This window comes from Methanothermobacter tenebrarum, assembly GCF_003264935.1.
GTDB classification, from domain to species: Archaea; Methanobacteriota; Methanobacteria; order Methanobacteriales; family DSM-23052; genus Methanothermobacter_A; species Methanothermobacter_A tenebrarum_A.
The window spans coordinates 1-24,072 of sequence record NZ_QLOE01000005.1; the positions used below are offsets into that span (position 1 = coordinate 1).

Below are 24,072 nucleotides of genomic sequence, written 5' to 3' on the forward strand. Positions count from 1 at the left end.
GGCAAATTAAAATCCCTCTCAAAAGTTTCAGCATAAAACATAGCCTTCAAAGGCATACCATGCCAAACATTAACAAAAACTTGAGATGGTACGCGCACATCTGCCAAGTTTAAATGGGGTCGATATGATATAACTTGCTCTAAAGGGCCTTTAGGGTGTTAAATTCATATTGTCCAATATCTAAATCATCCATTGGATTGTTAACAATCCATACAAGCTCAAAATCCTCTTCCAAGGAATTCATGTATTCAAAAAGGGCCATGCTGTTACCTGTGAAGTCCGGGGCGCTGTTAAAAATTACAAGATCTCTTCTTTTGGAGATTATCTTGTTTATCATCCTCAATATCCTTTTAAAATCCAAGATGAGAACCCGCTTTATATAAAAGAATAAAAGACATTAATATCAAATTTTTTATTTAAACAATACGCGGGGAGTGTTCTAATGAGTAAGCGTGTTTTGATGATAATACCATTCCAAGCTTCAACTAGAGGCGGTGTGTTAAGGGCCGTTAAATCCCAAGAGAAGGTGTACAAGAAACTAGGATTCCATACTGACATAGCATATGTAAATGACCTTAAGGACTTTGACCTAGACTCCTATGATTTTATACAAGTCCATGGACCCTTAAAAATTAAAAGCTTATTAAAAGTCATGAGAGCTGATGCCAAGGCTATACTCACAATCCATGGCTGGGTTGTTGACGAAAATTTAACTGCACTCAAAGAAGATCCGATAGGGAATTTTCATCATCTTTTCAGATTATTTAATTGGATCCTTCATCGCCTAATATTCATACCCGTTGTCTATAAGGGTCGTGTTACTGCAGTTTCCAGGATAAAGTTGGAAAGGAATGGTCTTAAGGGTGTTGTCATCCCAAATGCTTTCATACCAGAGGATGTGGATAAGAAAGTGGCTGAATGTAAAAGCCTATCATTTGACCGTTTCACTCTCGTAGCATATGTTAGTGTTGGAGGTTCGAGGGTTGAAGGGATTAGAAGGCTTTCAAGGATAATAAGTGAAGTGGATAAAAGGACTGATAAGAATGTTCAACTTTTACTCTTCGGATCTCCTGTCAAAGTGGATAACCCTCACATTAAAGTAATGGGTTACCGTGACGACTTCCTATGCTATCTAAAATCTGCGGATATGATTATTCTCGGCTATGATGTCATAGAACTTAGCAGTTACGCTCTAATGGAGGCAGGATATTTATCTGTTCCCATAGCTAAATTCAAGGGAGAATTTGAGGAACTAAAAGATGGAATTCATGGTATAATAGCAGAAAACGAAGAATACATGATAAAAAAGCTCGTGGAAGCCTCTGAAGATACATGCTTACTCCGCGAGTGGGGTGAAAACCTCAAAGAACATATTCTAAAGACCAGAGACCTCACCGTGATTGCGGAAAAATGGCGAAAGTTCCTTGAATCAATCTAGTTCCCCATAAATCCTTCAATTTTTTAATCAATGGCTCATGGGGGGATGGTTGACTAGCTCTTTCATGAATCTATGCTAATCACTTGGAAGTCCCCAAAATTAGATTCACTCCCCTATCCGAGCCCGAAATAACCTGTATATTCTCTGTGATGATTTCTCATCCTTATAATAATTTATCAGGTCGTTTATAATTTTCCTTTCTTTTTTGTAATAGTCTGGGTTGTCAATAGATTTTTCAAGTTCTCTGAAGAATTCTTGGAAATTTTTAACCTTGGGTCCTGGTGTCCAAAACTCAAAGGGCTCAAGTACAAAACCCCTTTTAGCCCGGTATTCATCAAGATCAGAAACCACAAAAATAATAGGCCTATCCAACAATAAAAAATCGAAAAAAATTGAAGAATAATCAGTTACAAGAATGTCAGCGCAAGGGAGGATGTTATATGTGTCCATAAGATTTTCTTGTAAAACTTTGTTTTTTATAAGCATGACATTGTCCATTTCCTTGAAATATTCTGATGCAAGCTTTTCCTCTAATGGATGGAACTTCACAAGGAATAAAATTTTATGTTTTTTGAGGAAATCTCTGAATTTAGTCCTGTTAAAATCTGGAAGATTGAATTTATATGATATGACCTTGCCATCATCAATAACATCAGTTTTCCGAAATGTGGGTGCAAATAAAACAATTTTTTCATAGGCCCCGGGGTCAATATCTAATATTTTGAAAATCTTTTTATCACAACCTTCGAAAAGTTTATCATTCCTAGGCTGCCCAGTAACATATATCCGCCGCGGATCCTGGTTAAAACAAGCAGCCAGAGCATTCCTCATAACAGTCGAAGTTGCAATAAGATAATAGTTTTCATCATCAAAATTGAATGGGATGATATTCTTATTTCCAGTATAGCCAATGGCTTTAAATGGCATTCCATGCCATAGGTTGACAAAAATTTGGGAGGGGACACGTACACGTCTCAAATTGCCATGGGTTGATATGATACATCTAGCCCTTAAAATCTTTAAAATACCTTTAACATCATAACGCGTATACGCTCTAATATTATCCCTTGGTTTATTAACGATCCATACGAGTTCCAAGTTTTCATCTAGGGATTTCATAAATTCGAACAAGGCCAAACTATTATCTGAGAAATCAGGGATACTAGTGAAGATTATAAGATCATCTCTTTTGGGTATTATCCTATTTATCATGCGCAGTATACCCCTAAGACCCAGACTAAGCTTCGTGACAATATCATTGGTGAATTGTCCCATATTAGTATACCTCCTAGATATAATGATAAGATAAAATTTGGATATAAACAATATAAAATTTTAAAAACATTTTTAGCTGAGCTTTCTTATCACCTTTTGTGGGGGTTCAAGAACTATAGACTAGTTTCTCTTTTTTTGGGATTCTAAAAAAAATTATTTTGAGAGCGTTCCAGAATGGATTGCGTGGATAATCTTCCAAGTATTTTTTTGGACACTTGGATGATCCGACTACTACCCTTTTCAAGAAATTGGTCGTATTAGGATTTGATGAGCTTCAACCACATTTTCTGGATCTTATCTTTACTGTACTCGTTAATTCTTTCCCGCGACTTTCTAGAATAATATTCTAATTTATAATCATCATCTAGGAGTTTTTCCATCAGTTTAAACCATTTTTCTTCCACGATCGTCAATTCGTTGGCCTTTCCCACATTTTCATCGAAAACTGGTAATAGGATCCCATATTCTGCGAATTCCACATCCTTGGTCTCATAATTGGGATCAGTTGAAGGGGCCAATATCTCCCTAGTACCACCACAGTCTGATGCAACCACGGGTATTCCCAAGGCCATGACTTCTAATATTACAAGTGGTAGAGCCTCCCTTAAAGAAGGGAGGACAAAAAGTTTAGAATGTTTGAAAAACTTGTATGGATTTTTCTGGAATCCTAGAAAGTAAACATCTGAATCCGTTAGTTCACCTTTAGTATATGTTTTAAGGCCTATTTTTTGGGATGATTTTATGAGATGTTCTTTAAGTTCGCCTTCGCCGAGTATGACAAGTTTAAGTTTTGGGAATTTTTCCTTTAATTTTTTAAATATCCTGAGTAGGTACCATTGTCCTTTTGCGTGGGTGAGTCTACCCGCGGTTATTATCACAGGGTTTTCGAATATTGGAGTGTATTTTCCAAGATCCTTTTCACTTAATTTTTTTATCGTTTCTGTCTGGACAAGATTTGGTATTATATGTATCCTTGAAGGTTTAACATTGAAATTTGTGATAAGGTCCTGGGCGGCTTTTTCCGAAACGGAAACTATATATGATGCTCTATTATATGATAATCTTATTAGGTGTTTAAGGATTTTACCATAGATGTCCTCGAGTCTCTCATTTTTTGAAAGGATGGTATGATGGGTTAGAATTGTCTTCTCCTCATTTTTTGTTAGGATATTTTGGACATTAAGTGCCTCAGAGAATGAAATAACAATATTAAGGTTAAGATCTCTTTTAATATTCCATAGGGCGATTATACGCTTTAGAAATAATATTATACGTTTAAGAGGGTTTTGATTTTCCATCGCAGGGGGTACATCAAGTACGTGGAAACTGCCAGCATACTCATGGAATGGCCTATGCTCATATACGGTGATCATATGAACCTCACAGGATAGATTGTCAAGGATGAATGATAATTGGGAGGCGGCCTTCGCCATCCCACTATCATCTAGTGCAGGTAATATGATACCAACCTTCATAAGGAACCCCAGACAAGCTCATATACTCTCTTTGATGACTTATCATCCTTGTAATAATTTACAAGATCGTTTATAGTTTTTCTCTCCTGCGAATAATAATTTGGATTCTTAATAAATTTCCCGATTTCTTCCAAAAATTCCTCGAACACTTTAACCTTGGGTCCAGGTGTCCAGAAATCGTAAGGTTCTAGGATGAAACCTCTCTGTTTTTTATATTCTTCAAGGTCTGGGACTGCAAAAACTATAGGCTTGTCAAGTAAAAGGAAATCAAAGTATATTGATGAGTAATCTGTTACGAGGATATCAGCACAAGGGAGAAAATCATATAGATCTAGTTGACGCTCTCGAAGCATCCGATCCTCCAAGATGATAACATTCTCCATTTCCTTGAAAAATTCCATATTATAGGCTCTTTCGAGGGGGTGGAGTTTTACGAAGAATAATATCTTATGCTCCTTGAGGAATTTCTGGAATCTGTCTTTATCAAAGTCTGGGAAAAGGAAATCGGATCCATTTTCCCGGTATGTTGGAGCATATAATATTATGGTATATTCATTGAATCCTGGGATCAGGTCTTCTGGGCAGTCTTTGAATATTTTGTCGTTTCTTGGCTGGCCTGTTATGAATATGCGTCGTGGATCTTGGTTGAAGCAGGCGGCGAGAGCGTTCCTCATAATGGTGGAGGTCGCGATAAGATAATAATTATCATCATCAGATTTGGGTGGTAGTATCTGAGGGTTATTTTCTGCGTATCCCATTGTCTTGAGGGGCATGCCATGCCATAAGTTGACATAAACTTGGTTTTTTCCTTTAAGGAATAGATGGTAACCATGTGAGGTTACAATATATTTTGATCTGAGAAACTGCCACAATTCTCCGAGTGTGTTCCTTTTATACTGGGGAACTTTAAAATCTTCTCTTATTTCATCGACAACCCACAAGGGCTTGTAACTTGTATTTGATGATCTGATATAATTGTAGAGTTGGAGTGGATTATCTGAGAAATCTGGGACGCTCTCAAAGAGTATTTGATCATCCTTTTTAGGTATAAGCCCATTTATAAACTTGAAAATTGAAATGACCACATTGCCAGTCCATGAATTTAAAAGAAAATCTATGAATGTGTTTCCCTCCAAACCCAATATTTAAATGTATAGGATCCCCCATGTGTGGGGGTTGATCTGATCAACTTTCTATTTCAATGTTACATGGGTGTATGAAACCTGCCCTTATCATATGGTCTGCTATTATTATCGCGACAGTTGCCTCGGCTACTGGCACTATCCTTGGACATATACAAGGATCGTGCCGTCCTTTTATTCTTATGGTGGTTTCTTTCATAGATTTAAGGTCTACTGTCCTTTGTGGCAAAGAAATTGATGGTGTTGGCTTGACAGCTATCCTGGCAACTATTGGCATCCCATTAGATATTCCACCTATTATACCACCTGAATTGTTAGTTAATGTTCGTATTCTACCCTCTTTAATGCAATATTCATCGTTTATCTCGCTTGCTTTATGCTCGGCGACTTTAAACCCCAAGCCTATCTCAACACCTTTCACAGCACCTATACCCATCAGTGCATGGGCGATATCAGCGTCTAACTTCGAAAAAACTGGTTCCCCAAGGCCTGCCGGCGCCCCTAATGTTATGACTTCGACTATGCCACCAATAGAATCTCCTCTCTTTTTAGTATCTAATATGAGCTTTTCCATCTCTTCTGCAGCCTTTTTATCAGCACACCTCACAGGATTCTCCAGAGTATATTCTTCTATCCTGTTAAAGTCCACCCTCTTTGCCTTGATATGGCCTATCTGTGTCACATGGCCTATTATCCTAATATTGAAGTTTTCTAGGAGTTTTTTTGCTATGGCCCCTCCTATGACGTGGCCTATTGTGACTCTTCCACTGCCCCGCCCGCCTCCACGATAATCATAATGTCCGTAGCGGCTTATCCATCCGTAGTCTCCGTGTCCTGGTCTTGGTTTGTATTTAATGGCTTCGTAAGCTGATGAGTCCACGTCCTTGTTATATACTATGGCTGCTATTGGGGTGCCATCAGTTTTGCCTTGGAATATCCCGGATAATATTTCTACTTTGTCCTCCTCTTTTCGTGGGGTTGTTATTTCACTTGTACCTGGACGGCGCTTGTTAAGTTCTATTTGTATGTCTTGGGCGTCTAGTGGTAAGCCTGCGGGGCATCCGTCGACTACTGCCCCGATTGCCCGGCCATGGCTGGATCCGAATGTTGTAACCTGGAAGATTTTACCTAACCTGTTACCTCCCATAGGATATCACTTTTAATCGTTTCCTTTTGGCAAATAGGGCCTTAGCCAGTTAATAAAACTGTCAACACTCCTTGTCTGTATATACACTGTCCCATTACCTCTGAATTCGGCTACTAGTCCTTCACCACCAAATATGGTGCTTTTGAGTCCGCCTATTTTCCTAACATTGAAGTCTAGGCCCTCTGTGAATGCTACAATATGTCCTGTGTCTATGATGAATTTCCCGTTTTCCACCTTCCTTTTATATATACCACCAAAACTTGACAAGAAAAGGGGACCGTAACCCGTCAATCTTAGGAGGAATAATCCCTCCCTTGCAAAGAATGTCTTAAATCCTCCGAATTTTGTTTCGATTTCAATATCAGCTGCTGATGCCAAGAAAGCCCCGCTCTGGGCATATAGTGTACCCTCAAGTTCAAAGGCTTCAATGTCACCGGTGTATGGCGGTGCAAGTTCAATGGTCCCTGGGCTACCATCAGCATAAAATGTATTCATGAACAAGCTTTCACCACCCACAACCCTACTAAGAGCCTTGAAAACACCCCCAGTTTCTGTCTCCACTTGAATATTATCACTCATAGAGACCATAGCCCCAGGTTCCGCCTTTATACGCTCACCAGCATCCAATTCAACCTCAACTAAACTAAAACTTGGCCTGTGTATTATATCATATTTCATGGTATCACAAGAGAAAATTATGTGTCAATCCAACATATAATCCTATAAGGTGAAAGTACAATGATAAAAATGATCTATGAGAAACTATTCTCGGCTTATGGAGAGCAAGGCTGGTGGCCCCTACTCGATGAGAAATTTAAGCTATCATATCATCCAGGTGATTATTCACCACCCAATAGTAGACGGGAGATATTCGAGGTTTGGGTGGGTTCTATCCTTGCACAGAATACAACATGGAAGGTGGCATCAAGGGCCCTTATAAACCTTGCGAAGGCAGGAGCCCTCAACCCTTATAGTATCATTGAAATGGACCATTCGAAACTTAGTGAACTGATAAAACCCGCAGTTTTCTTGAACCAGAAAGCGCAGTATTTAAAGGAGATTTCGAAATTTTTCATATCCCTCAAGGGCGTTCCTAGAAGGGATGAGCTGCTCTCAATCAAGGGTGTGGGTGATGAGACAGCAGACACGATATTATTATATGCATATAAAGTCCCAGAATTTATTGTTGATTCCTATACCCGTAGAATCCTTAAAAAATTTAAACTAATAAAAGGTGATGAGAACTATATGGAGATAAAGAAATTATTCGAAGACAGCCTACCATCAGATTATAAGATATTCCAAGAATATCATGCCCTCCTAGTAGAACATGGGAAAAGATATTATCGGAGTAAATCTCCCAGAGATCCTCTACTAAGTGATTTTCATGGTGACATTCACTGATATAAGTATTAGGATCATCAAGTTAACCTTTAAAGAGAGGTTTAAGTTGGCAAGGTTGGCTCAAAGATCAAAAGTTTTTAGGAGGATAGTTCACAAGCTATTCTTTGAAGGAGATGACATACAAGTGCTTCCAAGGAATGAAACCATAACATTAAATGCTAGAATTGACCCGCCAAACACTTCTATTCTACCCAGCCAGGTCCTCATGGAGATGATATCCAAGTCAAAGTACATATTCAAAATGGATTTCTGCATATGCAGAGTCTCATCCAATTGCAAGGATTACCCACATGAACTAGGATGCTTATTCCTTGGAAAAGGCGCTAAAAGGATATCAAGGAAGGTTGGAAGACTAATATCAAAGGAAGAGGCTATAAAACACGTTGAAGAGTGTGAAAAGGCCGGTTTGGTCCATATCATTGGCAGGAACAAGATAGACACCGTATGGTTGAACACTGGCCCGAAAGAAGAGCTTCTATCCATATGTAATTGTTGTCCATGCTGCTGCCTCTGGAAGATGATACCAGAACTTCCAGAAGAACTCGCCAAGAGCATAACCCCAATGAGTGGCGTTAAACTCGAATTCATCAAAGAAAATTGTATCGGTTGTGGAAGCTGTCTCAAAAAATGTTTTATTAAGGCGATCAAGATTAAAAATGGAAAAGCCCAAATAGATAATAGACTTTGTAGATGTTGTGGCAGATGCGCCATGGAATGTGAAAATAATGCAATAAGGATCCTAGCAGATCCTGATGCTATTGAACAAGCCCTAGGACGTGTAGAGCCCCTAGTGGATGTTAAAGCAGAATAAATGTGATAATATGAGATTCCCCACAAAAAGGATGAGAAGACTCAGAAAAACCGAGAAGATGAGGGAAATCGTCAAAGAGACCAGAATATCCCCTAGTAGCCTAATATACCCAGTATTCGTAAAAGAGGACCTTGAAAGAGGATCCAAGGAGCCTATAGAGACCATGCCTGGACAATACAGGTATTCTCCGGAGGCCGCTGCTGACGAGCTTAAAAAACTCGAAAAAAAAGGATTAAACACTATCATACTATTTGGGATACCATCAAAAAAGGACAATATAGGATCCTCCGCATTCGATGACAAAGGGATAGTTCAAGAGACAATAAGACTGCTCAAAGATGAAACAGAACTTATAATCATAACAGATGTGTGCCTTTGCCAATATACAAGCCATGGACACTGTGGAATAATCAAAAAACAGCAAGTACTCAATGATGAAACACTAGAATACCTTGGGAAGATCGCAGTGTCACATGCAAGAGCGGGAGCTGATATAGTAGCACCATCCGATATGATGGACGGGAGAGTCGCCGCCATAAGAAAAAGCCTAGACGAAAATGGCTTCCAGGACATTCCCATAATGTCATATGCAGTTAAATACGCCTCATCATTCTATGCACCATTCAGGGAGGCAGTATCATCCACACCATCATTCGGTGATAGAAAAACCTACCAGATGGACCCGGCCAATGCAAGAGAGGCCATAATCGAGGCAGAACTTGACATAGAAGAAGGTGCCGATATCATAATGGTGAAACCGGCCTTACCCTATCTTGACATTATAAGATCCCTCAAGGAAGAGTTTAAAACACCTCTCGCAGCATACAATGTAAGCGGAGAATATTCAATGCTAACTGCGGCCATACAAAAAGGTTACTTAACAGAAGAAGCCATATACGAATCTATACTATCCATTAAGAGGGCGGGCGCCGACCTTATAATATCCCATTTCACTCCAAAATTATTAGATGGAGGTCTTGGATGAAACCATCATTAGTCGCGAAAATAGCCCAAATGGCAGCCGCTTTAGAAGTTAGCGGCTACCCAAAACCTGGGAATGTCCACAGAACCCAAAATTTCCATGATATGAGCTTCGAGGATTTTATCATAAGTGCTATTGTAATAGGGGACACTATGCACGAAGCAGCTGAAAGAGGCGCTAGATTAAGAGACGAATTGGACTTTTCCCCAATCAAAGTTGGAAATCTCATATTAAAGGCGATAAAAGAAACACGAAAATGGGTGTCCACAAATACTAACTTGGGCATTGTAATGTTACTAACACCACTAGCCTCGGCCGCGGGTATGATAACAGAAAAAGATCTCCAAGGCCTCAGAGAAGCAGTTAACAAGATAATGTTACAGACAACACCCCAAGATGCTGTGGACCTTTATGAAGCCATTGCAATAGCTCAACCGGGGGGGATGGGAAAACGGGACCAATTTGACGTTAATGATGAAAAATCCAAAGATAGAATCATGGAAGAGAAAGTTACATTATTTGATGTTCTCAAGCTTTCATCCTCATGGGATCTCATAGCAAGAGAACTTACAAGTTCCATGCCAATAACATTCAATATAGGATTCCCAACATTCAAAGAAACCCACAAAACAGCTGATATGAATGCTGCCATTGTCCAGACATTTCTAACAATCCTATCAAACTTCCCAGACACCCTCATACAAAGGCAACATGGCAAAGATGTGGCTGAGAAAGTGACAAAGGAAGCCAGGGAAATACTTGATAAAGGGGGAATATTAACAGAACAAGGATTAAAAGCCCTCAAAAGCCTTGATAGGAAACTGCAAAAACAGGATATAAATCCGGGCACAACCGCGGATTTAACAGCCTCTTCTATAATGATAGGGCTCATAGACTATTATTGGGATAAAATAGAATAAAAGGTGCCCCACAATGGATATTGAACGCATAATCGACGAACTCCACCTATACGAGAAAAAGGTTCTGAAGGCCCTGGAAAAGCTCGAACCGCCAATAAGCCCCGAGGACATTGTGAAATCAGAGAAAATGGATATAAAAGCGGTTATGAGCGCCCTAGGGTCGCTAGAATCCAAAGGACTTGTAAGCGTCCATAAGAGCGTGGACAAAATACTCAAACCCACTCATGCCAGTAAAAAATATGCAATAAAAGGTTTGCCAGAAAGACAAATACTCCAACTACTCTCAAAAGAAGGCCCATTAGAAATATCCGAGATCATGAAAAAAAGCAGCCTAGACAAGACAGAGAACAAAGTCGCCATAGGTTGGCTAATGAGGAAAAAATGGGCCAAGATCGAAGACAACACCATCAAAATAACATCAGAGGGTGAAAAATCGCTAGAAAGACTAGGATCCGATGAAATATTATTACAGGAACTCGCAGAAAAAGGCCAGATAAAACTATCATCCCTATCAGATAAGCTCAAAAAAGCATTTAAACTACTCAACCAGAGAAAAGGACTCCTAAAAGTAAAAAAGGTTAAAGAACATGAAATACATTTAACAGATAAAGGGAAGACAATCCTAGAAAGGGGATTAGAGATACGAGAAGAGGCCACGCAATTAACTCATGATGATCTTAAAACTGGAAGATGGAAAAAACTATATTACAGGGGATATGATATACACGCAGAATATCCGATAATATTCCCAGGGAAGATGCACCCACTCAAGCGTATAATAGAAGAGATCAGGGACATATTCCTTAAGATGGGTTTCACAGAAGCAAGGGGTCCCATAATAGAATCCGCATTCTGGAATTTTGATTGTCTTTTCCAGCCCCAGGATCATGCTGCCAGGGAAATGCAGGACACATTCTATGTTAAAAATCCTCCGGAGACTAAATTGCCAGATAAAAGTTTGGTTGAGAAGGTTAGGATGGTGCATGAGGACGGTGGATCAACTGGTTCAGAGGGTTGGCAATACAAATGGGATGTTGAAATCGCGAAAAAGAGTGTGCTGAGAACCCATACAACATGTGTATCTGCACGTTTCCTCCTTGAGAATAAACCGCCCCTTAAAATGTTCTCAATTGGAAGAGTTTTCAGGAGGGAGACCATAACCTATAAGCATCTTCCAGAATTCCACCAGGTTGAGGGTATAGTGGCAGCTGAGAATGTTACATTCAAGAACCTGCTTGGGATCCTTAGAGAATTCTATACAAGGCTAGGATTCAAGGTTAGATTCAGACCAGCATACTTCCCTTACACTTACCTGTCAACTGAATGTGAAATTTATCTACCTGAGAAGGAAACATGGATAGAACTTGGAGGGGCTGGGATGTTCAGGCCGGAAGTCTTGGAACCTTTACAGGTTGAAACTCCAGTGGCGGCCTTTGGCCTTGGCATAGAAAGGTTGGCGATGATAAGGTTAGGTATAGAGGATATAAGGATGTTGTATCAGAGCAACCTTGGATGGCTTAGAAGTTTACCAGTATGCCCCTGATGATTATGGGGATAGGAGCTTGTAGTATTCACCATCCTTTCTCTTGATTTTTTTTAGGATTTTTTTATTTTCTAATGATAATAGGATCCTGTACATTTGGAGGTTGTCTAGTTTCAATTTGCCATAGAGTAGGTTTCCCTCGAGGGTGTACCTTGGGATCAGGCCATTTTCTGTCAAGTTTTTGATGATTTTGATGGTTTCCTTTTCTAGTTGGTTTAATTCCTCGATTTTAACTTCCCTTTTGTTTTCGACTACCTTGATTTTATCCTTGACATCTTGGGGTTTTATCTTACCATCTTCGCGTATTATAAGATTCTTTGATTGTAGATTATTGAGTATCTCATGGTAGTCGTGTTCTGATATGTCTATCCTTCCTTTTATTATATTCTCGGGTATCCCATCTATGAATTCTAGTTTAAGATCCGTTATCTCCTCGTATATGATATTCTCTTTTCTCGTTATTATTATCATGCTGTCCCACCAGGCTATATGGGGACTAGGATGCCTGCAGCTACTAATCTGCAAATATCTGTTTTTGTTATAACACCAACAGGTTTCTCATCTTCCACTACGAGCAAACCCGAAACATCGGCCCTTAGCATGAGATTCGCCGCGTCCTCAATGTCGTCCTTGGCAGATATTGTGATAACATCCTTGACCATGATATCCTCTACTTTCATTCTTTTTTCGGGCTTTTTGGATCCTAGTACTCCAATAAGGTCTGTGTATGATACCACGCCTACTGGTTTTCTCTCATCATCTAATACGAAAAGTCTCCTGATACCATGCTTATACATTTTCTCAAAGGCTTTAATTGGTTCTGTATCAGGACTTATTGTGATAACCTCCGGGTTCATGGCCTCTTTAACTTTCATTTTAACCTACCTACTAAAGGGCAGAAACATTAATGGGGGGATCTCCCAAGATTTGTGCCATGAGATGATCGTGGGGGAGTTTACCTAAATCCACTAGTTGTTACCCATCCAATGTTATGATCCCCACATTCCGTCTTTAATCTGCACAGTAGTTAATCAATTATTTTATGGGATTGATAAATTTTGCGTATCTATCAAAGCTTTAAATATTATGTTAGATCATTAATATAATATTTTAATATAAATTGAAGGAGGGAGTAATAGCTATGATGCGCATAAGCATGTCATTACCAAAGGATCTGCTTAATGAATTTGATGAGGTGTTACGTGATAGGGGTTACCAGTCAAGGTCTAAGGGTATAAGGGATGCTATAAAGGATTATATAGTCCGTTATCAGTGGATGAAGGAGATGGAAGGAGAGAGGGTGGGTGTAATCGCGGTAATCTATGACCACCACTATACTGGTGTCATGGAAGATCTTGCAGACATACAACATGCCTATCGTGAATATATAAGTGCTGTTATGCATGTGCACATGACAGAAAGACACTGCCTTGAGGTCATAGTAGTCAGGGGAGATGTTGAAAAAATCCGTGAACTCACAGAGAAGATGATGAGACTCAAGGGAGTTGAACATGTGAGACTCATAAGCACATCCACTGGCAAGGATATAGAGCACGAAAAATGAGATTCTTTGTAACAGCGTACCACCACAATCTCCTAAAAGACTATGAAAGACTTTCAGGTTTTTATGATGCTATAAGAGAACATGCTCATGGTATAGTCTATGATATAGGTGCCGGGAGCGGGATCTTATCCTACTTCGCGGCACCATACTCTAAAACTGTTTTTGCAATAGAAAAAGATGAAAAAATAGCATCATATGCCTCCAAGAACCTCGCGGGCATCCCTAACGTGAAAGTAGTTAATGAAGATGCCCTTTCATATGATTTCCCCCACCAGGCCGATACAATAATCTGTGAAATGCTAGACACAGCCCTAATAGATGAAGAACAAGTGCCCATAGTAAACAAGTGCCTGAAACACCTAAAAGAAGACGGGCGAATAATACCCTACGGTGTCATAAACGGGGCTGAGGCGATAGAAATGGACTCAGAGACTATCAGATACGACGAAAACTACAAATACAAGACCAAAGGTGGGCTAACAATCTATGATAGCATAAAATTCAACAAAAGAATAGATGAAAAATTTAAGAAAACATTCGAAATCCCAGCAAATGGCAGAACCAATGGATTAAAAATAACCACATTCACACTATTAGCAGAAAACATCATCGCAGGCCCAACCCAGATGATGAACCCACCACTACTTATACCAATAGAAGAAATCAAAGAAGAAAATTACATGATAAAAGTCACCTTATCCTATAGGATGGGAGGAGGACTCAACACAATAAAAGCCAAAATCAAAGACATAGAGGACCGAAAAACATGAACCTGAAAAAAGAACTTGAAAAATTCCTCAAAGACCATGAGAAAATCCTCATTCTCACCGTTGGAAACGAACTAAGGGGAGATGATGGACTAGGACCTGCCATTGCAAAAAAACTTTCAAAAAGTAAGAATCTCATAATAATAGATGGTGGCACAGTACCTGAAAATTTCACAGGGAAAATTAAAAAAGAGGACCCCAGTCATATCATAATCATAGATGCCGTGGAAATGGGAGCCCAACCAGGCACTATAAAAATCATAGAAAAGGATAAAATAGCCAATTACAATATATCAACCCATGCCATGCCACTATCATTCCTCATAGAATACCTCCAAGCCCATAAAGATTACAAGATCACCCTAATCGGTATACAACCCAAAAAATTAGACTTCTCCACTAAAATATCAGAGCCCGTAAGAGAATCCATGGAAAAACTCATCTCAATCCTCGAAGAAACAATCCAGTGATAATAATGAAAATACTCTTTATCGGCGCACGCCTATTCAATGATGTGGCAGATTATGCAAAAAAGATGGGAATAACCACCATACTCACAGAATCCAACCCAAAAGCCCCAAACCTGAACCTGGCAGACAAATTCTACATAGTACCCAGGGGCATGGACGCGCCCACAGAAATAGCTATCAAAGAAGACGTAGATGCAATAGTACCGCTCATAGGCGTGGACCCACCATTAATCGAAGTCGCGAAAATGAAAGAAAAACTAGAGAAAGAATATAACATACCAGTAATAGCATCGAACACAAAAACCACCATAATATCCACCAATAAGATTAAAACAAAAGAATTCTTCAAAGAAAACAATATAAAAACCCCAAAATATCATATAATAAATGATAAAATCCCAGAAACAAGCTACCCCACAGTCCTCAAACAAGAAAAAGGACAAGGTGGCCAAAACCTACTAATAGCAAAGGATAAAGAAGGTGTAAAATCTTACCTCAAAATCTATAAAAAAGCTATAATGGAAGAATATATTACCGGCCACGAAATCTCAGTAGAGGTCCTAAGATGGGATGACAAATCATTCCCCATTGTAGTAGTGGACAAAGGCAAAACAACAACAAAAGGAATACACCCACTCCAAAAAGTGAAAAAAGCCCCGGCAAAAATCCCAGGATTAGACAATAAACAAGTGCTAAAATTAGCTCAGAGGATAACAGAAAAACTCAAAGCAGAAGGAAACACAGACATTGACATGATATTCCAACCAGAAAGCCAAGAAATATATACGATTGAAGTTAACACAAGGCCAAGCGGTACAAGATACCTATCAGCCGCTTCAACGGGAATACACCCACTAGAACAACTTGTTAACATGGCAATAGGCGAATGGGAACCAAAAAAGCTCACCCGCAAAAAATTCCACGCACTAGAAATACCAGTAGGGGAATTTGAATATGATAATCCCCCAAAGGCCTTCAATGGCGAAAATTCATGGATAATCCACGGACCAGAAGGTCATAAGAGGATAACCATAAGATCCACCAATGAAAAGAAAACTAGAGAAATCCTCGAAAAATTGAATATAAGGTTGATAAAATGAGCCCAAAACTCATGGAAACCTTCATTGCCACAATAATACTTTCGATAATATTCACGTTCTTTGTGAAGAAAGCATTAAAGGAAGCCCAGATTACTGACAAGCCAATTGTCACAGAACATAAACATAAAACAGGAACGCCCACCATGGGCGGATTAGGGATGCTACTAGCTATAATATCCATAACAATCCCACTAAAGGATAACCTGAACTTGATTATAACAACCCTCATAATAGTGGTATCGGCCATTATAGGTTTACTTGATGATCTACTTGGCTTAAGAACCAAAGAAGTCCAAAAGATCATAAAGAACATCTCTAATAGGCCGGTAGAGATAGGTCAACTCATACTAAAACCTGGTGAAGAGGCTAGAGTCGCAACACCAAAGGCAAAAGCCGACTTTAGAAGACTCCAAGGGAAGAATCTTATATCGGTAGTAGGGGAGGCTCCGATCAAATATGAGATCAGAGAAAGAGATAAAATAATCATACAATCTCTCCCTGGGATTTTGCTCGTGCTTTCAGGTGCTGTGACCAGCCTTGGAGGATTCCACCTTGGAATATTCATGATACCAATTGTAGTCTTTGGCATGATAGGGGCTATAAATGCTGTTAATCTTATAGATGGGATGGATGGTATGGCAGCCGGTATAATGGCAATAGCATCCACCTCCTGTGCAATATTCCTATACCTAGATTCAAGGCCCATGGAAGCTGTGCCATTTATTGTACTTGCAGGTTCAAGCCTAGGCTTTTTAGTATTCAACAGGCACCCAGCATCCATATTTATGGGTGATACAGGATCATTCGCCCTTGGAGGCGGGTATGCGGCTGCCGTAATCTTAACAGACATAGTATACTTTGGTGTTTTGGCTTTAACGGTTCCTATTGTATCTGTTATAATAAGTTTGCTTCATAGGGCCCATATAATAAGGCTCCCAGTGGAACCATTACATCACACACTCCATTATAAAGGCTTATCCGAGAAAAATATAGTATCATTGTATTGGCTTGCAACATTGATCATATGTGCCGTTGGCTTATATTTCAGGGGGATGTTACCAACAGGTTAAGGGCGGGTTAAGATGGTGCTTTCCCTTAGTTTGATAGCGGATAAAATCCAAGGAGAACTTAAAGGCCCTGATAGGAGATTTGATGGTATTTTCACCACATTAGGCAATGCCAGTGAAGGTGATATTGTCATAAGGCATTGGATCGATGATAACGGTGTGAGAATGGGCTTAGAGAAGGGTATTGCTGCTATTATAACAACAGATCCTCGTGGAGGAGCCCTTGAAGCCGCTAAAGATTCTGGGATTCCCATAATTTTGGTTGATAGGATAGAATTTGCCAATGCATTCGCCCTTAGATGGACTATTAAAAAATTCGCCCCAGAGACGAAAAGGATTGTAGTCACAGGGACTAATGGTAAATCAACAACCACACATATGATATATCACATACTAAAGAGTTCGGGGAGGGAAGCATATACTAATACTGATTCAAAATCGGAGTTTAACACTCTCATAGACCCTGTTGTCCCAGCCCAGATAGCTGAAGAAGCCAAGGGGAAAGAACTCGAATATCTGGTAATAGAAGTTTCAGAGGTTCAAGGATGGCTTGGTAGGGTAATGGAGGATCATGCATATCTTATGACACGTGCAATAGACCCTGAGGTTGTTGTGATCACGAACGTGGCCCTCGATCATATAGGTTTGGTGAATTCTATAGAAGAAGCTTATTGGGAGGTTTCAGGGGCTGTGAGGGCTATGAATAGGGGTGTAGCAGTTTTAAATTATGAGGATGAGCGTGTAAGGTCAATGGCCGACTTGAATGAGAAAATTGAAAGTTTCTTTTATGGTAACAGGTCATCAGTGTCATATAGGGATGATGGTATTTATATTGATGATGAACTATTACTTTTGAAAGATTATATGCCCTTCAAGAGCAGACATTTTATACAGAATACCCTCGCGGCTATAGCGGCGTGCATCTCACTTAAATTACCATTAGAGGATATAAAAGCTGGAGTATCATCATATAAGCCATTAGATAGGAGGTTTTCGATTATACATGAGGATCCTCTTATCATTGACGATTTCGCCCATAACCCTGATGGGATAAAAGCAACAATAGAAAGTGCAGCTGCCATGGATGGGAGATTATGGATAGTATGTGCCATAAGAGGCTCCCGTGGAAAGGAGATTAACATCGCAAATGCAAGGGCCCTTGCAAAAACAATAAAAGATATAGATTATAAGCTCATAGTTACTGATAGTTGTGATGTGGTAGACGATCTCAACATTGTGAAAGATCATGAAAGACGAGCATTCCTTAGAGTCCTCAAGGAACATGGGATAAAATATACACATCATAGAAAACTTGAAGATGCACTTACGGAAGCATTAAATAAAGCTTCAAAGGATGATATAATATTACTGATAGGCGCCCAGGGTATGGACCCTGCAACAACATTACTTGAAAAAATCTTGAAAAAAGGAGTGAGAGTGATGGAACAATGTTAATACAAGTCAGAAGGGATACTCTACTCATATTATTAGTAGCATATATCCTTATCGTTTCAGGCAGGTTAATGACATACATTTCATATGCATCATCAACAGCCGAACCAGAAGGTGTGCCTATCTCAGGAATCATAGTCAAAGGAAATGACATAGTACCCATAGAATCCATAAGAGCGAATATTGCAGCTGCTGGTTTCAGACAAGGAAGTTATATTAGAGGTGATATGCTAGTAACATCAAAGAGGACCATACCATTAGACGAGGCCATATCAAATGCCGAGAAATTCGCTAAATTATCAACAATTCCAGGGACTAGCCTCACCCCTATTGTAGCCGCTGATGTTAAAGTGGATAAAAAGACGGGTATAGTAACCGTGAATGTTATCGAAGACTTTTCAGTGGTGGAAGTAAAATGAAGGGGAAAATTCTCAAATTTCTTGGGATATTCCTAATCTTTAATATCCTAATGGGGAGTTCAGCAGCAACCCTAAATGTTATAGTAGTCACAGACCCCAGTGGAAAAGATCCTAATGGATTTGCAGGGGGTAGTATGTCCTTTGCACAGAACATGTTCCAATCAACCTTCATATTATCCAAGGAAAATCATTTCACAATCCTTTCCGGTGGTGAAGGCGAGGCCATTCCCCGTCTCATGGCAATCGTAGACGCCATAAATATCCTTAAGAATGGTGGAACCGCTGAAGAGGCTGCTTCGGCCGCGAGCAATTACCCTGGTATAAGGATAATGTGCGGGGGTGTTGGTAAAGGGGCGGCTGTTGGAGGATCCTTCGACGCTTATGTTGTCATTGTAGAAGATGATGGCACAATCAAAGTAACACCATATTCTGGTGGGTTAGCTGTCTTGCCACCAGGAAAAAAGGGTGGTATAATCCATCTTAGGAACACTCATGGTAATCCGAAGTATGGTACGGCCGCGGCTGTCAGAAAAGATGTGGCTATAAAAATTGGTAAGATGATACGTGATGGGTATCCTGCTACAGTGATAGTCTCTGAGGTCTTTAAGGATGTTGCAACGAATGCTGGTGAAAGGTATGGTGGTGGTGCTGTTAACGTAGCATCTGGAGTGTCCACAGGTGACATGTTCACACCAGCTAATTTGAATGAGACAGGTTATCCTATGGATCAACCCTATGCAAAGGTTTGTCCACATTGTGGTTGGAGCGCGGGTTATCCTACTGCAGAGAATTATCAAGTTTGCCCATTGGATGGAACACCCCTTAAGACAATATATGCCTATGATGCCTTGCGGGATGCTATAACAGTCACAGAAGGTTCCATTTCTGTTTCAGTATATGGTAGTGATGAACCTGGGGTTATACAGACAACACAGGAGATAGTTAAGGCTACAGTTAGGGAGAAAGGTTATAGTGAGGAGGCCATAGCCAAGGCCATAAATGATGCTATAGATAATGGTCTTATCATAGGTGTTAATTATGTGGAACCAAAGGATATAAATGTGAAGCCTGGTTCAAAGGCTGTGGGAGTTTATTATACTCCCCTACCGGATCATAGAACATCACCGCCAATGGAGCTCCCCCTAGGTTCTGGCTTTTTTGAAATATTGGGGGATATACAAACAGCACTTGGATGCGTTCTTTTAATCCTCCTATTGTTCAGGAGCACCCTTATAACTTCATTTAGAAGATAGTGGAAAGTTGATGAGATGGCTTTAATACTCTTAAGGGCTGATAGTAGGAAAAAATTGCTTAATGCGTTAGCAGATATTGAAAGGCACGCTAATTTAAAAATGAAAGGTAATCCGCGCCTAGTAGATAATAAAATGGCTGATGAAATAGTATCGTCAATTCTTGGAGGGGAGGTGAAAAGGAAGTCTTCGGTTGCTGTTGCGGTTAATGTTGAGGAGGATGATACAACTTCCATACTGAGGATAAAGGAGATACACCCACCAGCCCATGTGATAATTGTAAGCAAGGAATACCCTGAGAATAGACTTTTAAGAGAGCTTATAAGGGAAGCCCCCATATTCAGGGGATATTATTCCCATAAAAGAGAAGTTTAACGTTTCTTTATCCTAGCTATATCACCGATAGTAGCTCCCCTGAGTGATCCTCTACTAGCTTCTGGAATCTCTTCCTCCTCGAATTTTTCCAATATCTTAATATTAAGGGTTTTCTCAAACTTTTTCGCAAGTTTTATATCTGGTTCCATCCTACCAGCTTCTATCCGATGAATCACGGACACTTTCTCATTCATTTTCTTGGCAAGATCTTCCCTTGACCAGCCTCTCTTCTCCCTTGCCTCCCTTATAATCCTATTATAGCCCTCAAGAACCTCATATACTGGTTCCATGGGCCGGGTGATTCTCTTTCTAGGAGTCCTCTTGGGCTTTTTTGGTTGTCTTTGCACCTTACCAAACTTTGAACAATCAGTGCACACATCCATTACCGAACCTTCGATTTTCACCCTGATAGGCTTGCCCCGGATCTTCCTACCGCAAATCTCGCATCTCATAGAAAATCTCCTCAAATATAATATTAGATCAGATATAAATTTATTTTATACTCTTCCATATTTGGATCTCTCTTTTATGTAATGGAGAAAAACTTTATATACTTTTTATAAAAATAATTATAATCATATAAAGAGGAAAATTGTGGGAGGAGGCTGTAATAACTGCTCGCAGAATGATTTTCCATCAAAGATAGGAGTGTGGGACTTGGGACGGTCCTGAAAGCCCATGGAGAAAATAAACCCACATGAGATGGGAATAATATTATAATTTTTCAATGGGAACCCCCCAGAGAATATGGGGGGAGTCTAATTGGTGCTAAAAAAAATTTGGATAGGAGTGTTCTAGAATCATGGAAAATAATCCACTCTACCTTTTTAAAAAAATTGAAGAACTAAAAAAGGAGATAAGAACCCTTAAAGAGGAAAATGCCAAGATAAAGAGGAAGCTAACATGGAAGATTAAAAAACTCGAAAAGGATAAACTCCTAATCGAAAATGAAAAACTAAGATTAGACAGGGAGGTTAAATCTCTCAGAGGAGAGATAGAAAGGTTCAGAACACCTCCACTAGTTATAGCCACGGTCACCGAGGTTCTAGATGATCATAGAGTGGCTGTGAAGAGTAGTACTGGTCCTCATTTCGTTATAACCTACTCAAAGTTTATAGACAAGAAACTATTAGAACCAGGGGCAAGAGTGGCCCTAAACCAGCAAACATTCAGCATAGTTGACGTGTTACCATCAGAGAAAGACCCAATAGTCACAGGCATGGAAGTTGAAGAAAGACCAGACGTAACATACGAACAGATAGGAGGCCTAGCAGAACAGATAAGAGAAGTCAGGGAAACAGTGGAATTACCATTGAGCAAACCAGAACTCTTCGAAAAGATAGGTATTGAACCCCCAAAGGGTGTTCTACTCTATGGTCCCCCAGGAACTGGTAAGACCCTCCTTGCAAAGGCTGTTGCCCATGAAACGCATGCAACATTCATAAAGATTGTTGCATCAGAGTTCGTCCGAAAATACATTGGTGAAGGTGCAAGGATAGTCCGGGGGGTCTTCGAATTAGCCAAGGAAAAATCCCCAAGTATAATATTCATTGACGAAATCGATGCTGTCGCAGCGAAAAGGCTTAAAAGTTCAACAAGTGGGGACAGGGAAGTTCAAAGAACCCTAATGCAATTATTAGCAGAGCTTGACGGTTTCGAATCAAGGGGTGATGTGGGTATAGTCGCTGCAACGAACAGGCCAGACATCCTAGACCCTGCCCTGCTAAGGCCTGGAAGATTTGACAGGTTCATAGAGGTTCCATTACCAAACGAGGAAGGACGCAAGGAAATCCTTAAGATTCACACTGCTAACATGTCACTAGCAGATGATGTTGACATAAACCTCATCGCAAGGATGACAGATGGGGCATCAGGCGCCGACCTAAAGGCAATATGCACAGAAGCTGGTATGTTCGCAATCAGAGAAGAGAGGGAAGAAGTTACAATGAACGACTTCTTAAATGCTGTGGACAAGATAACTGGAATCGAAAAAGAGGAGGACTTCAGAAGAGAAGCAGGGGTAATGTTCGGCTAAAAGCAGATGTTTAGCCTATGATGAACCCTATGAGCTCTGAATAGGTGATGAATGATGGGCGATCTGAGGCTAAACATCCCATAACTCTCCTATTGTCACTTTTTTATCTGTTTTCACCAATTTTGGTATTTTCCCTATTATACCAGCATTTTCCCCCACAACTACTAGAACCCCTTGGAAATAATCCCTGAAACTTTCAGCTTTCTCTAGGGCATTTTCCACAGCCTCATAGTCTCTATCGCCATTAGCTGCGTTGGCGATTGATGTTGCAAGTGCATCAGCCACACTGGCCCTAGGAGCGAACACCGTCACTGCATCGGCCCTGCCAAAGCTTATAGAATGTCCGATGGTACCTGAGGATGTGCACACGCCCTTGGGTTTTCGACTAGCTTTCAACTGGAATCCTATCTCCCCAGAAAGGGGCGAATCACCAGCATATAATCCAATGTTAACCTTCCTATCATTTATGATGGCTATATCCCCACCATTATCGATTATACTATACTTAGAACCTTTATCCATAAGATGATAAAGTGATAATTCAGAGATTGTCCCTGCAACCGCAGCCATAGGCCCCACCCCCCCAATCAGGCCTGCTTTCAACATCATCCTAACTATGAGGGGCCCTTCATCAGCTGATAATGGTTCAAGGGATGTGAGAAAATAGGGTCTACGCCTTATATAATCTTCAAGGAGAAATCTCTCCTTTAATATGAAACCAATGAGACCATGATCCTTTATGTCAGTGGTTAGTTTTATCCTAGTCTCCTTAATCCTTATATTCTCCTTCATCAAAATATTATAATAATCTCTAATTATTTAATAATTTGGTGATTTATCATGAAATCTGGTGAAAGGATAATCTATAGTACTCATCCTCGCCTATTCCTTTATTCAAGTTCTATAATCCTAAACTTATAGTAGTTGTGATATTATTCTATATCCTACCATTTGCCATGGAGGCCGCTGCAAAACTCGAATATTCCATAGCATCTGCTGTTAGGCTGCCGCTTGCCCAGATAGTAACATGGATATTCCTAATCATTATATTAGCATTGATCATAAAGTCAATAATAGATCTCATATCCTGGAGGTTTACAAAGTATATTTTAACTGACCAGCGAGTAATCATAGAAAAGGGCCTTATACACAAGGAAATGTCCTACATATACTATGATAAGATAGTGGATGTAGTATTCTCCCAGAGTCTATTAGAGCGTTTAGTATCCGCTGGGGATATTCAAATATTCGGGGGCCATGAACACACCCCTATAATCTTGGAAAACGCCCCTAACCCACAGAGGATAGACAAGTTAATAAATCAGTTAATTTCAGGAGATTATGAGATGTCAAAGGTTTCGAGAGATGATAAGGCTCCAAGGGAAGAGTCGGTGCTCAAAAGGCATTCAAATAAATTCAAAAGATTAAAATAGTTT

27 protein-coding genes are annotated in these 24,072 nt (G+C 39.9%); 17 read left to right on the forward strand and 10 right to left on the reverse strand.

Annotation, left to right across the window (positions count from 1 at the left end; translation table 11 throughout):
* Positions 1–139 precede the first annotated feature (139 nt).
* Positions 140–361, reverse strand: coding sequence for a CDP-glycerol glycerophosphotransferase family protein (locus DPC56_RS04805; RefSeq protein ID WP_112093941.1), 222 nt, complete (start codon positions 359–361; stop codon positions 140–142).
* Positions 362–442: 81 nt separating this feature from the next.
* Here DPC56_RS04805 and DPC56_RS04810 point away from each other — a divergent pair, with 81 nt between their 5' ends.
* Positions 443–1,438, forward strand: a complete 996-nt coding sequence (locus DPC56_RS04810) for a glycosyltransferase (protein WP_146737613.1) — start codon at positions 443–445, stop codon at positions 1,436–1,438.
* A gap of 105 nt (positions 1,439–1,543) precedes the next feature.
* On the opposite strand, the gene DPC56_RS04815 is transcribed toward DPC56_RS04810, so the two are convergent.
* From DPC56_RS04815 to DPC56_RS04835, 5 genes are all read right to left on the reverse strand, one after another.
* A complete protein-coding gene (locus tag DPC56_RS04815; protein ID WP_181454394.1) occupies positions 1,544–2,650 on the reverse strand; it encodes a CDP-glycerol glycerophosphotransferase family protein in 1,107 nt (368 codons plus the stop codon).
* Positions 2,651–2,970: 320 nt separating this feature from the next.
* Positions 2,971–4,188, reverse strand: a complete 1,218-nt coding sequence (locus DPC56_RS04820; RefSeq protein WP_112093944.1) for a glycosyltransferase — start codon at positions 4,186–4,188, stop codon at positions 2,971–2,973.
* The gene (locus DPC56_RS04825) at positions 4,185–5,324 is read right to left on the reverse strand and encodes a CDP-glycerol glycerophosphotransferase family protein (protein ID WP_112093945.1); all 1,140 of its coding nucleotides are present in this window, start codon (positions 5,322–5,324) and stop codon (positions 4,185–4,187) included. Before DPC56_RS04825 ends, DPC56_RS04820 begins: the two co-directional genes overlap by 4 nt.
* A gap of 49 nt (positions 5,325–5,373) precedes the next feature.
* Entirely contained in the window at positions 5,374–6,477 is a 1,104-nt protein-coding gene (gene aroC / locus DPC56_RS04830; RefSeq protein ID WP_112093946.1) for a chorismate synthase, read from the reverse strand.
* Between the two features lie 12 nt (positions 6,478–6,489).
* Positions 6,490–7,155, reverse strand: coding sequence for a TIGR00266 family protein (locus DPC56_RS04835; protein ID WP_112093947.1), 666 nt, complete (start codon positions 7,153–7,155; stop codon positions 6,490–6,492).
* A 60-nt stretch (positions 7,156–7,215) separates the two neighbouring features.
* Here DPC56_RS04835 and DPC56_RS04840 point away from each other — a divergent pair, with 60 nt between their 5' ends.
* From DPC56_RS04840 to pheS, 5 genes are read left to right on the forward strand one after another with little or no spacing between them, the layout of a single operon-like run.
* A complete protein-coding gene (locus tag DPC56_RS04840; RefSeq protein ID WP_112093948.1) occupies positions 7,216–7,881 on the forward strand; it encodes an endonuclease III domain-containing protein in 666 nt (221 codons plus the stop codon).
* Positions 7,882–7,927: 46 nt separating this feature from the next.
* Positions 7,928–8,692 carry a 4Fe-4S ferredoxin gene (locus DPC56_RS04845; protein ID WP_245923888.1) on the forward strand — a complete coding sequence of 255 codons (765 nt, stop codon included), beginning with the start codon at positions 7,928–7,930 and terminating at the stop codon, positions 8,690–8,692.
* 10 nt (positions 8,693–8,702) lie between these two features.
* Positions 8,703–9,677, forward strand: a complete 975-nt coding sequence (hemB, locus tag DPC56_RS04850; RefSeq protein WP_112093950.1) for a porphobilinogen synthase — start codon at positions 8,703–8,705, stop codon at positions 9,675–9,677.
* On the forward strand, positions 9,674–10,594 hold the full coding sequence (locus DPC56_RS04855; RefSeq protein WP_112093951.1) for a triphosphoribosyl-dephospho-CoA synthase: 921 nt from the start codon (positions 9,674–9,676) through the stop codon (positions 10,592–10,594). The genes hemB and DPC56_RS04855 overlap by 4 nt, the downstream gene beginning before the upstream one ends.
* Before the next feature lie 13 nt (positions 10,595–10,607).
* Complete coding sequence (gene pheS / locus DPC56_RS04860; RefSeq protein WP_112093952.1) at positions 10,608–12,137, forward strand: phenylalanine--tRNA ligase subunit alpha; 1,530 nt, start codon at positions 10,608–10,610, stop codon at positions 12,135–12,137.
* Positions 12,138–12,140: 3 nt separating this feature from the next.
* Here the strand turns inward: pheS and DPC56_RS04865 are convergent, their stop codons facing one another.
* On the reverse strand, positions 12,141–12,608 hold the full coding sequence (locus tag DPC56_RS04865) for a hypothetical protein (protein WP_112093953.1): 468 nt from the start codon (positions 12,606–12,608) through the stop codon (positions 12,141–12,143).
* A gap of 14 nt (positions 12,609–12,622) precedes the next feature.
* Positions 12,623–13,012 carry a CBS domain-containing protein gene (locus tag DPC56_RS04870; RefSeq protein WP_112093954.1) on the reverse strand — a complete coding sequence of 130 codons (390 nt, stop codon included), beginning with the start codon at positions 13,010–13,012 and terminating at the stop codon, positions 12,623–12,625.
* A 266-nt stretch (positions 13,013–13,278) separates the two neighbouring features.
* Between DPC56_RS04870 and nikR the strand changes: the two genes are divergently transcribed.
* Genes nikR through DPC56_RS04915 form a run of 9 tightly spaced genes read left to right on the forward strand, consistent with a single transcriptional unit; the run spans position 13,279 to position 20,601 of the window.
* Positions 13,279–13,701 carry a nickel-responsive transcriptional regulator NikR gene (gene nikR, locus DPC56_RS04875; protein WP_112093955.1) on the forward strand — a complete coding sequence of 141 codons (423 nt, stop codon included), beginning with the start codon at positions 13,279–13,281 and terminating at the stop codon, positions 13,699–13,701.
* Positions 13,698–14,471 (forward strand): methyltransferase domain-containing protein, encoded by a 774-nt coding sequence (locus DPC56_RS04880; RefSeq protein ID WP_112093956.1) that lies wholly within the window; start codon positions 13,698–13,700, stop codon positions 14,469–14,471. The genes nikR and DPC56_RS04880 overlap by 4 nt, the downstream gene beginning before the upstream one ends.
* On the forward strand, positions 14,468–14,938 hold the full coding sequence (hycI, locus tag DPC56_RS04885; protein WP_245923890.1) for a hydrogenase maturation peptidase HycI: 471 nt from the start codon (positions 14,468–14,470) through the stop codon (positions 14,936–14,938). The genes DPC56_RS04880 and hycI overlap by 4 nt, the downstream gene beginning before the upstream one ends.
* A gap of 5 nt (positions 14,939–14,943) precedes the next feature.
* Positions 14,944–16,038, forward strand: coding sequence for an ATP-grasp domain-containing protein (locus DPC56_RS04890; RefSeq protein ID WP_112093957.1), 1,095 nt, complete (start codon positions 14,944–14,946; stop codon positions 16,036–16,038).
* Positions 16,035–17,108 (forward strand): glycosyltransferase family 4 protein, encoded by a 1,074-nt coding sequence (locus tag DPC56_RS04895; protein WP_112093958.1) that lies wholly within the window; start codon positions 16,035–16,037, stop codon positions 17,106–17,108. The genes DPC56_RS04890 and DPC56_RS04895 overlap by 4 nt, the downstream gene beginning before the upstream one ends.
* 12 nt (positions 17,109–17,120) lie before the next feature.
* The gene (locus tag DPC56_RS04900; protein WP_112093959.1) at positions 17,121–18,560 is read left to right on the forward strand and encodes a Mur ligase family protein; all 1,440 of its coding nucleotides are present in this window, start codon (positions 17,121–17,123) and stop codon (positions 18,558–18,560) included.
* Positions 18,554–18,976: a hypothetical protein gene (locus DPC56_RS04905; RefSeq protein ID WP_112093960.1), complete on the forward strand. Its 423-nt coding sequence runs from the start codon at positions 18,554–18,556 to the stop codon at positions 18,974–18,976. The genes DPC56_RS04900 and DPC56_RS04905 overlap by 7 nt, the downstream gene beginning before the upstream one ends.
* The gene (locus DPC56_RS04910; protein WP_112093961.1) at positions 18,973–20,229 is read left to right on the forward strand and encodes a hypothetical protein; all 1,257 of its coding nucleotides are present in this window, start codon (positions 18,973–18,975) and stop codon (positions 20,227–20,229) included. The genes DPC56_RS04905 and DPC56_RS04910 overlap by 4 nt, the downstream gene beginning before the upstream one ends.
* 15 nt (positions 20,230–20,244) lie before the next feature.
* Positions 20,245–20,601 (forward strand): DUF356 domain-containing protein, encoded by a 357-nt coding sequence (locus DPC56_RS04915; RefSeq protein WP_112093962.1) that lies wholly within the window; start codon positions 20,245–20,247, stop codon positions 20,599–20,601.
* Here the strand turns inward: DPC56_RS04915 and DPC56_RS04920 are convergent.
* On the reverse strand, positions 20,598–21,053 hold the full coding sequence (locus DPC56_RS04920; protein ID WP_112093963.1) for a multiprotein bridging factor aMBF1: 456 nt from the start codon (positions 21,051–21,053) through the stop codon (positions 20,598–20,600). The genes DPC56_RS04915 and DPC56_RS04920 overlap by 4 nt on opposite strands.
* 350 nt (positions 21,054–21,403) lie before the next feature.
* Here DPC56_RS04920 and DPC56_RS04925 point away from each other — a divergent pair, with 350 nt between their 5' ends.
* Positions 21,404–22,636 carry a proteasome-activating nucleotidase gene (locus DPC56_RS04925; protein WP_112093964.1) on the forward strand — a complete coding sequence of 411 codons (1,233 nt, stop codon included), beginning with the start codon at positions 21,404–21,406 and terminating at the stop codon, positions 22,634–22,636.
* A 69-nt stretch (positions 22,637–22,705) separates the two neighbouring features.
* Here the strand turns inward: DPC56_RS04925 and DPC56_RS04930 are convergent, their stop codons facing one another.
* Positions 22,706–23,428 (reverse strand): UPF0280 family protein, encoded by a 723-nt coding sequence (locus DPC56_RS04930; RefSeq protein ID WP_394339526.1) that lies wholly within the window; start codon positions 23,426–23,428, stop codon positions 22,706–22,708.
* A 134-nt stretch (positions 23,429–23,562) separates the two neighbouring features.
* Between DPC56_RS04930 and DPC56_RS04935 the strand changes: the two genes are divergently transcribed.
* On the forward strand, positions 23,563–24,069 hold the full coding sequence (locus tag DPC56_RS04935; RefSeq protein ID WP_146737614.1) for a PH domain-containing protein: 507 nt from the start codon (positions 23,563–23,565) through the stop codon (positions 24,067–24,069).
* Positions 24,070–24,072: the final 3 nt, after the last annotated feature.

What these genes read in the sequence shown, in the direction of transcription:
- DPC56_RS04815 (WP_181454394.1), bottom strand. Translation starts at nt 2,650, where the DNA reads ATGATAAATAGGATAATACCCAAAAGAGATGATCTTATAATCTTCACT.
- DPC56_RS04895 (WP_112093958.1), top strand. Translation starts at nt 16,035, where the DNA reads ATGAGCCCAAAACTCATGGAAACCTTCATTGCCACAATAATACTTTCG.
- DPC56_RS04920 (WP_112093963.1), bottom strand. Translation starts at nt 21,053, where the DNA reads ATGAGATGCGAGATTTGCGGTAGGAAGATCCGGGGCAAGCCTATCAGG.
- DPC56_RS04925 (WP_112093964.1), top strand. Translation starts at nt 21,404, where the DNA reads ATGGAAAATAATCCACTCTACCTTTTTAAAAAAATTGAAGAACTAAAA.
- DPC56_RS04810 (WP_146737613.1), top strand. Translation starts at nt 443, where the DNA reads ATGAGTAAGCGTGTTTTGATGATAATACCATTCCAAGCTTCAACTAGA.
- DPC56_RS04930 (WP_394339526.1), bottom strand. Translation starts at nt 23,428, where the DNA reads ATGAAGGAGAATATAAGGATTAAGGAGACTAGGATAAAACTAACCACT.
- DPC56_RS04820 (WP_112093944.1), bottom strand. Translation starts at nt 4,188, where the DNA reads ATGAAGGTTGGTATCATATTACCTGCACTAGATGATAGTGGGATGGCG.
- DPC56_RS04890 (WP_112093957.1), top strand. Translation starts at nt 14,944, where the DNA reads ATGAAAATACTCTTTATCGGCGCACGCCTATTCAATGATGTGGCAGAT.
- DPC56_RS04910 (WP_112093961.1), top strand. Translation starts at nt 18,973, where the DNA reads ATGAAGGGGAAAATTCTCAAATTTCTTGGGATATTCCTAATCTTTAAT.
- pheS (WP_112093952.1), top strand. Translation starts at nt 10,608, where the DNA reads ATGGATATTGAACGCATAATCGACGAACTCCACCTATACGAGAAAAAG.
- DPC56_RS04840 (WP_112093948.1), top strand. Translation starts at nt 7,216, where the DNA reads ATGATAAAAATGATCTATGAGAAACTATTCTCGGCTTATGGAGAGCAA.
- DPC56_RS04905 (WP_112093960.1), top strand. Translation starts at nt 18,554, where the DNA reads ATGTTAATACAAGTCAGAAGGGATACTCTACTCATATTATTAGTAGCA.
- DPC56_RS04880 (WP_112093956.1), top strand. Translation starts at nt 13,698, where the DNA reads ATGAGATTCTTTGTAACAGCGTACCACCACAATCTCCTAAAAGACTAT.
- DPC56_RS04855 (WP_112093951.1), top strand. Translation starts at nt 9,674, where the DNA reads ATGAAACCATCATTAGTCGCGAAAATAGCCCAAATGGCAGCCGCTTTA.
- DPC56_RS04915 (WP_112093962.1), top strand. Translation starts at nt 20,245, where the DNA reads ATGGCTTTAATACTCTTAAGGGCTGATAGTAGGAAAAAATTGCTTAAT.
- aroC (WP_112093946.1), bottom strand. Translation starts at nt 6,477, where the DNA reads ATGGGAGGTAACAGGTTAGGTAAAATCTTCCAGGTTACAACATTCGGA.
- DPC56_RS04900 (WP_112093959.1), top strand. Translation starts at nt 17,121, where the DNA reads ATGGTGCTTTCCCTTAGTTTGATAGCGGATAAAATCCAAGGAGAACTT.
- hycI (WP_245923890.1), top strand. Translation starts at nt 14,468, where the DNA reads ATGAACCTGAAAAAAGAACTTGAAAAATTCCTCAAAGACCATGAGAAA.
- DPC56_RS04870 (WP_112093954.1), bottom strand. Translation starts at nt 13,012, where the DNA reads ATGAAAGTTAAAGAGGCCATGAACCCGGAGGTTATCACAATAAGTCCT.
- DPC56_RS04835 (WP_112093947.1), bottom strand. Translation starts at nt 7,155, where the DNA reads ATGAAATATGATATAATACACAGGCCAAGTTTTAGTTTAGTTGAGGTT.
- nikR (WP_112093955.1), top strand. Translation starts at nt 13,279, where the DNA reads ATGATGCGCATAAGCATGTCATTACCAAAGGATCTGCTTAATGAATTT.
- DPC56_RS04865 (WP_112093953.1), bottom strand. Translation starts at nt 12,608, where the DNA reads ATGATAATAATAACGAGAAAAGAGAATATCATATACGAGGAGATAACG.
- hemB (WP_112093950.1), top strand. Translation starts at nt 8,703, where the DNA reads ATGAGATTCCCCACAAAAAGGATGAGAAGACTCAGAAAAACCGAGAAG.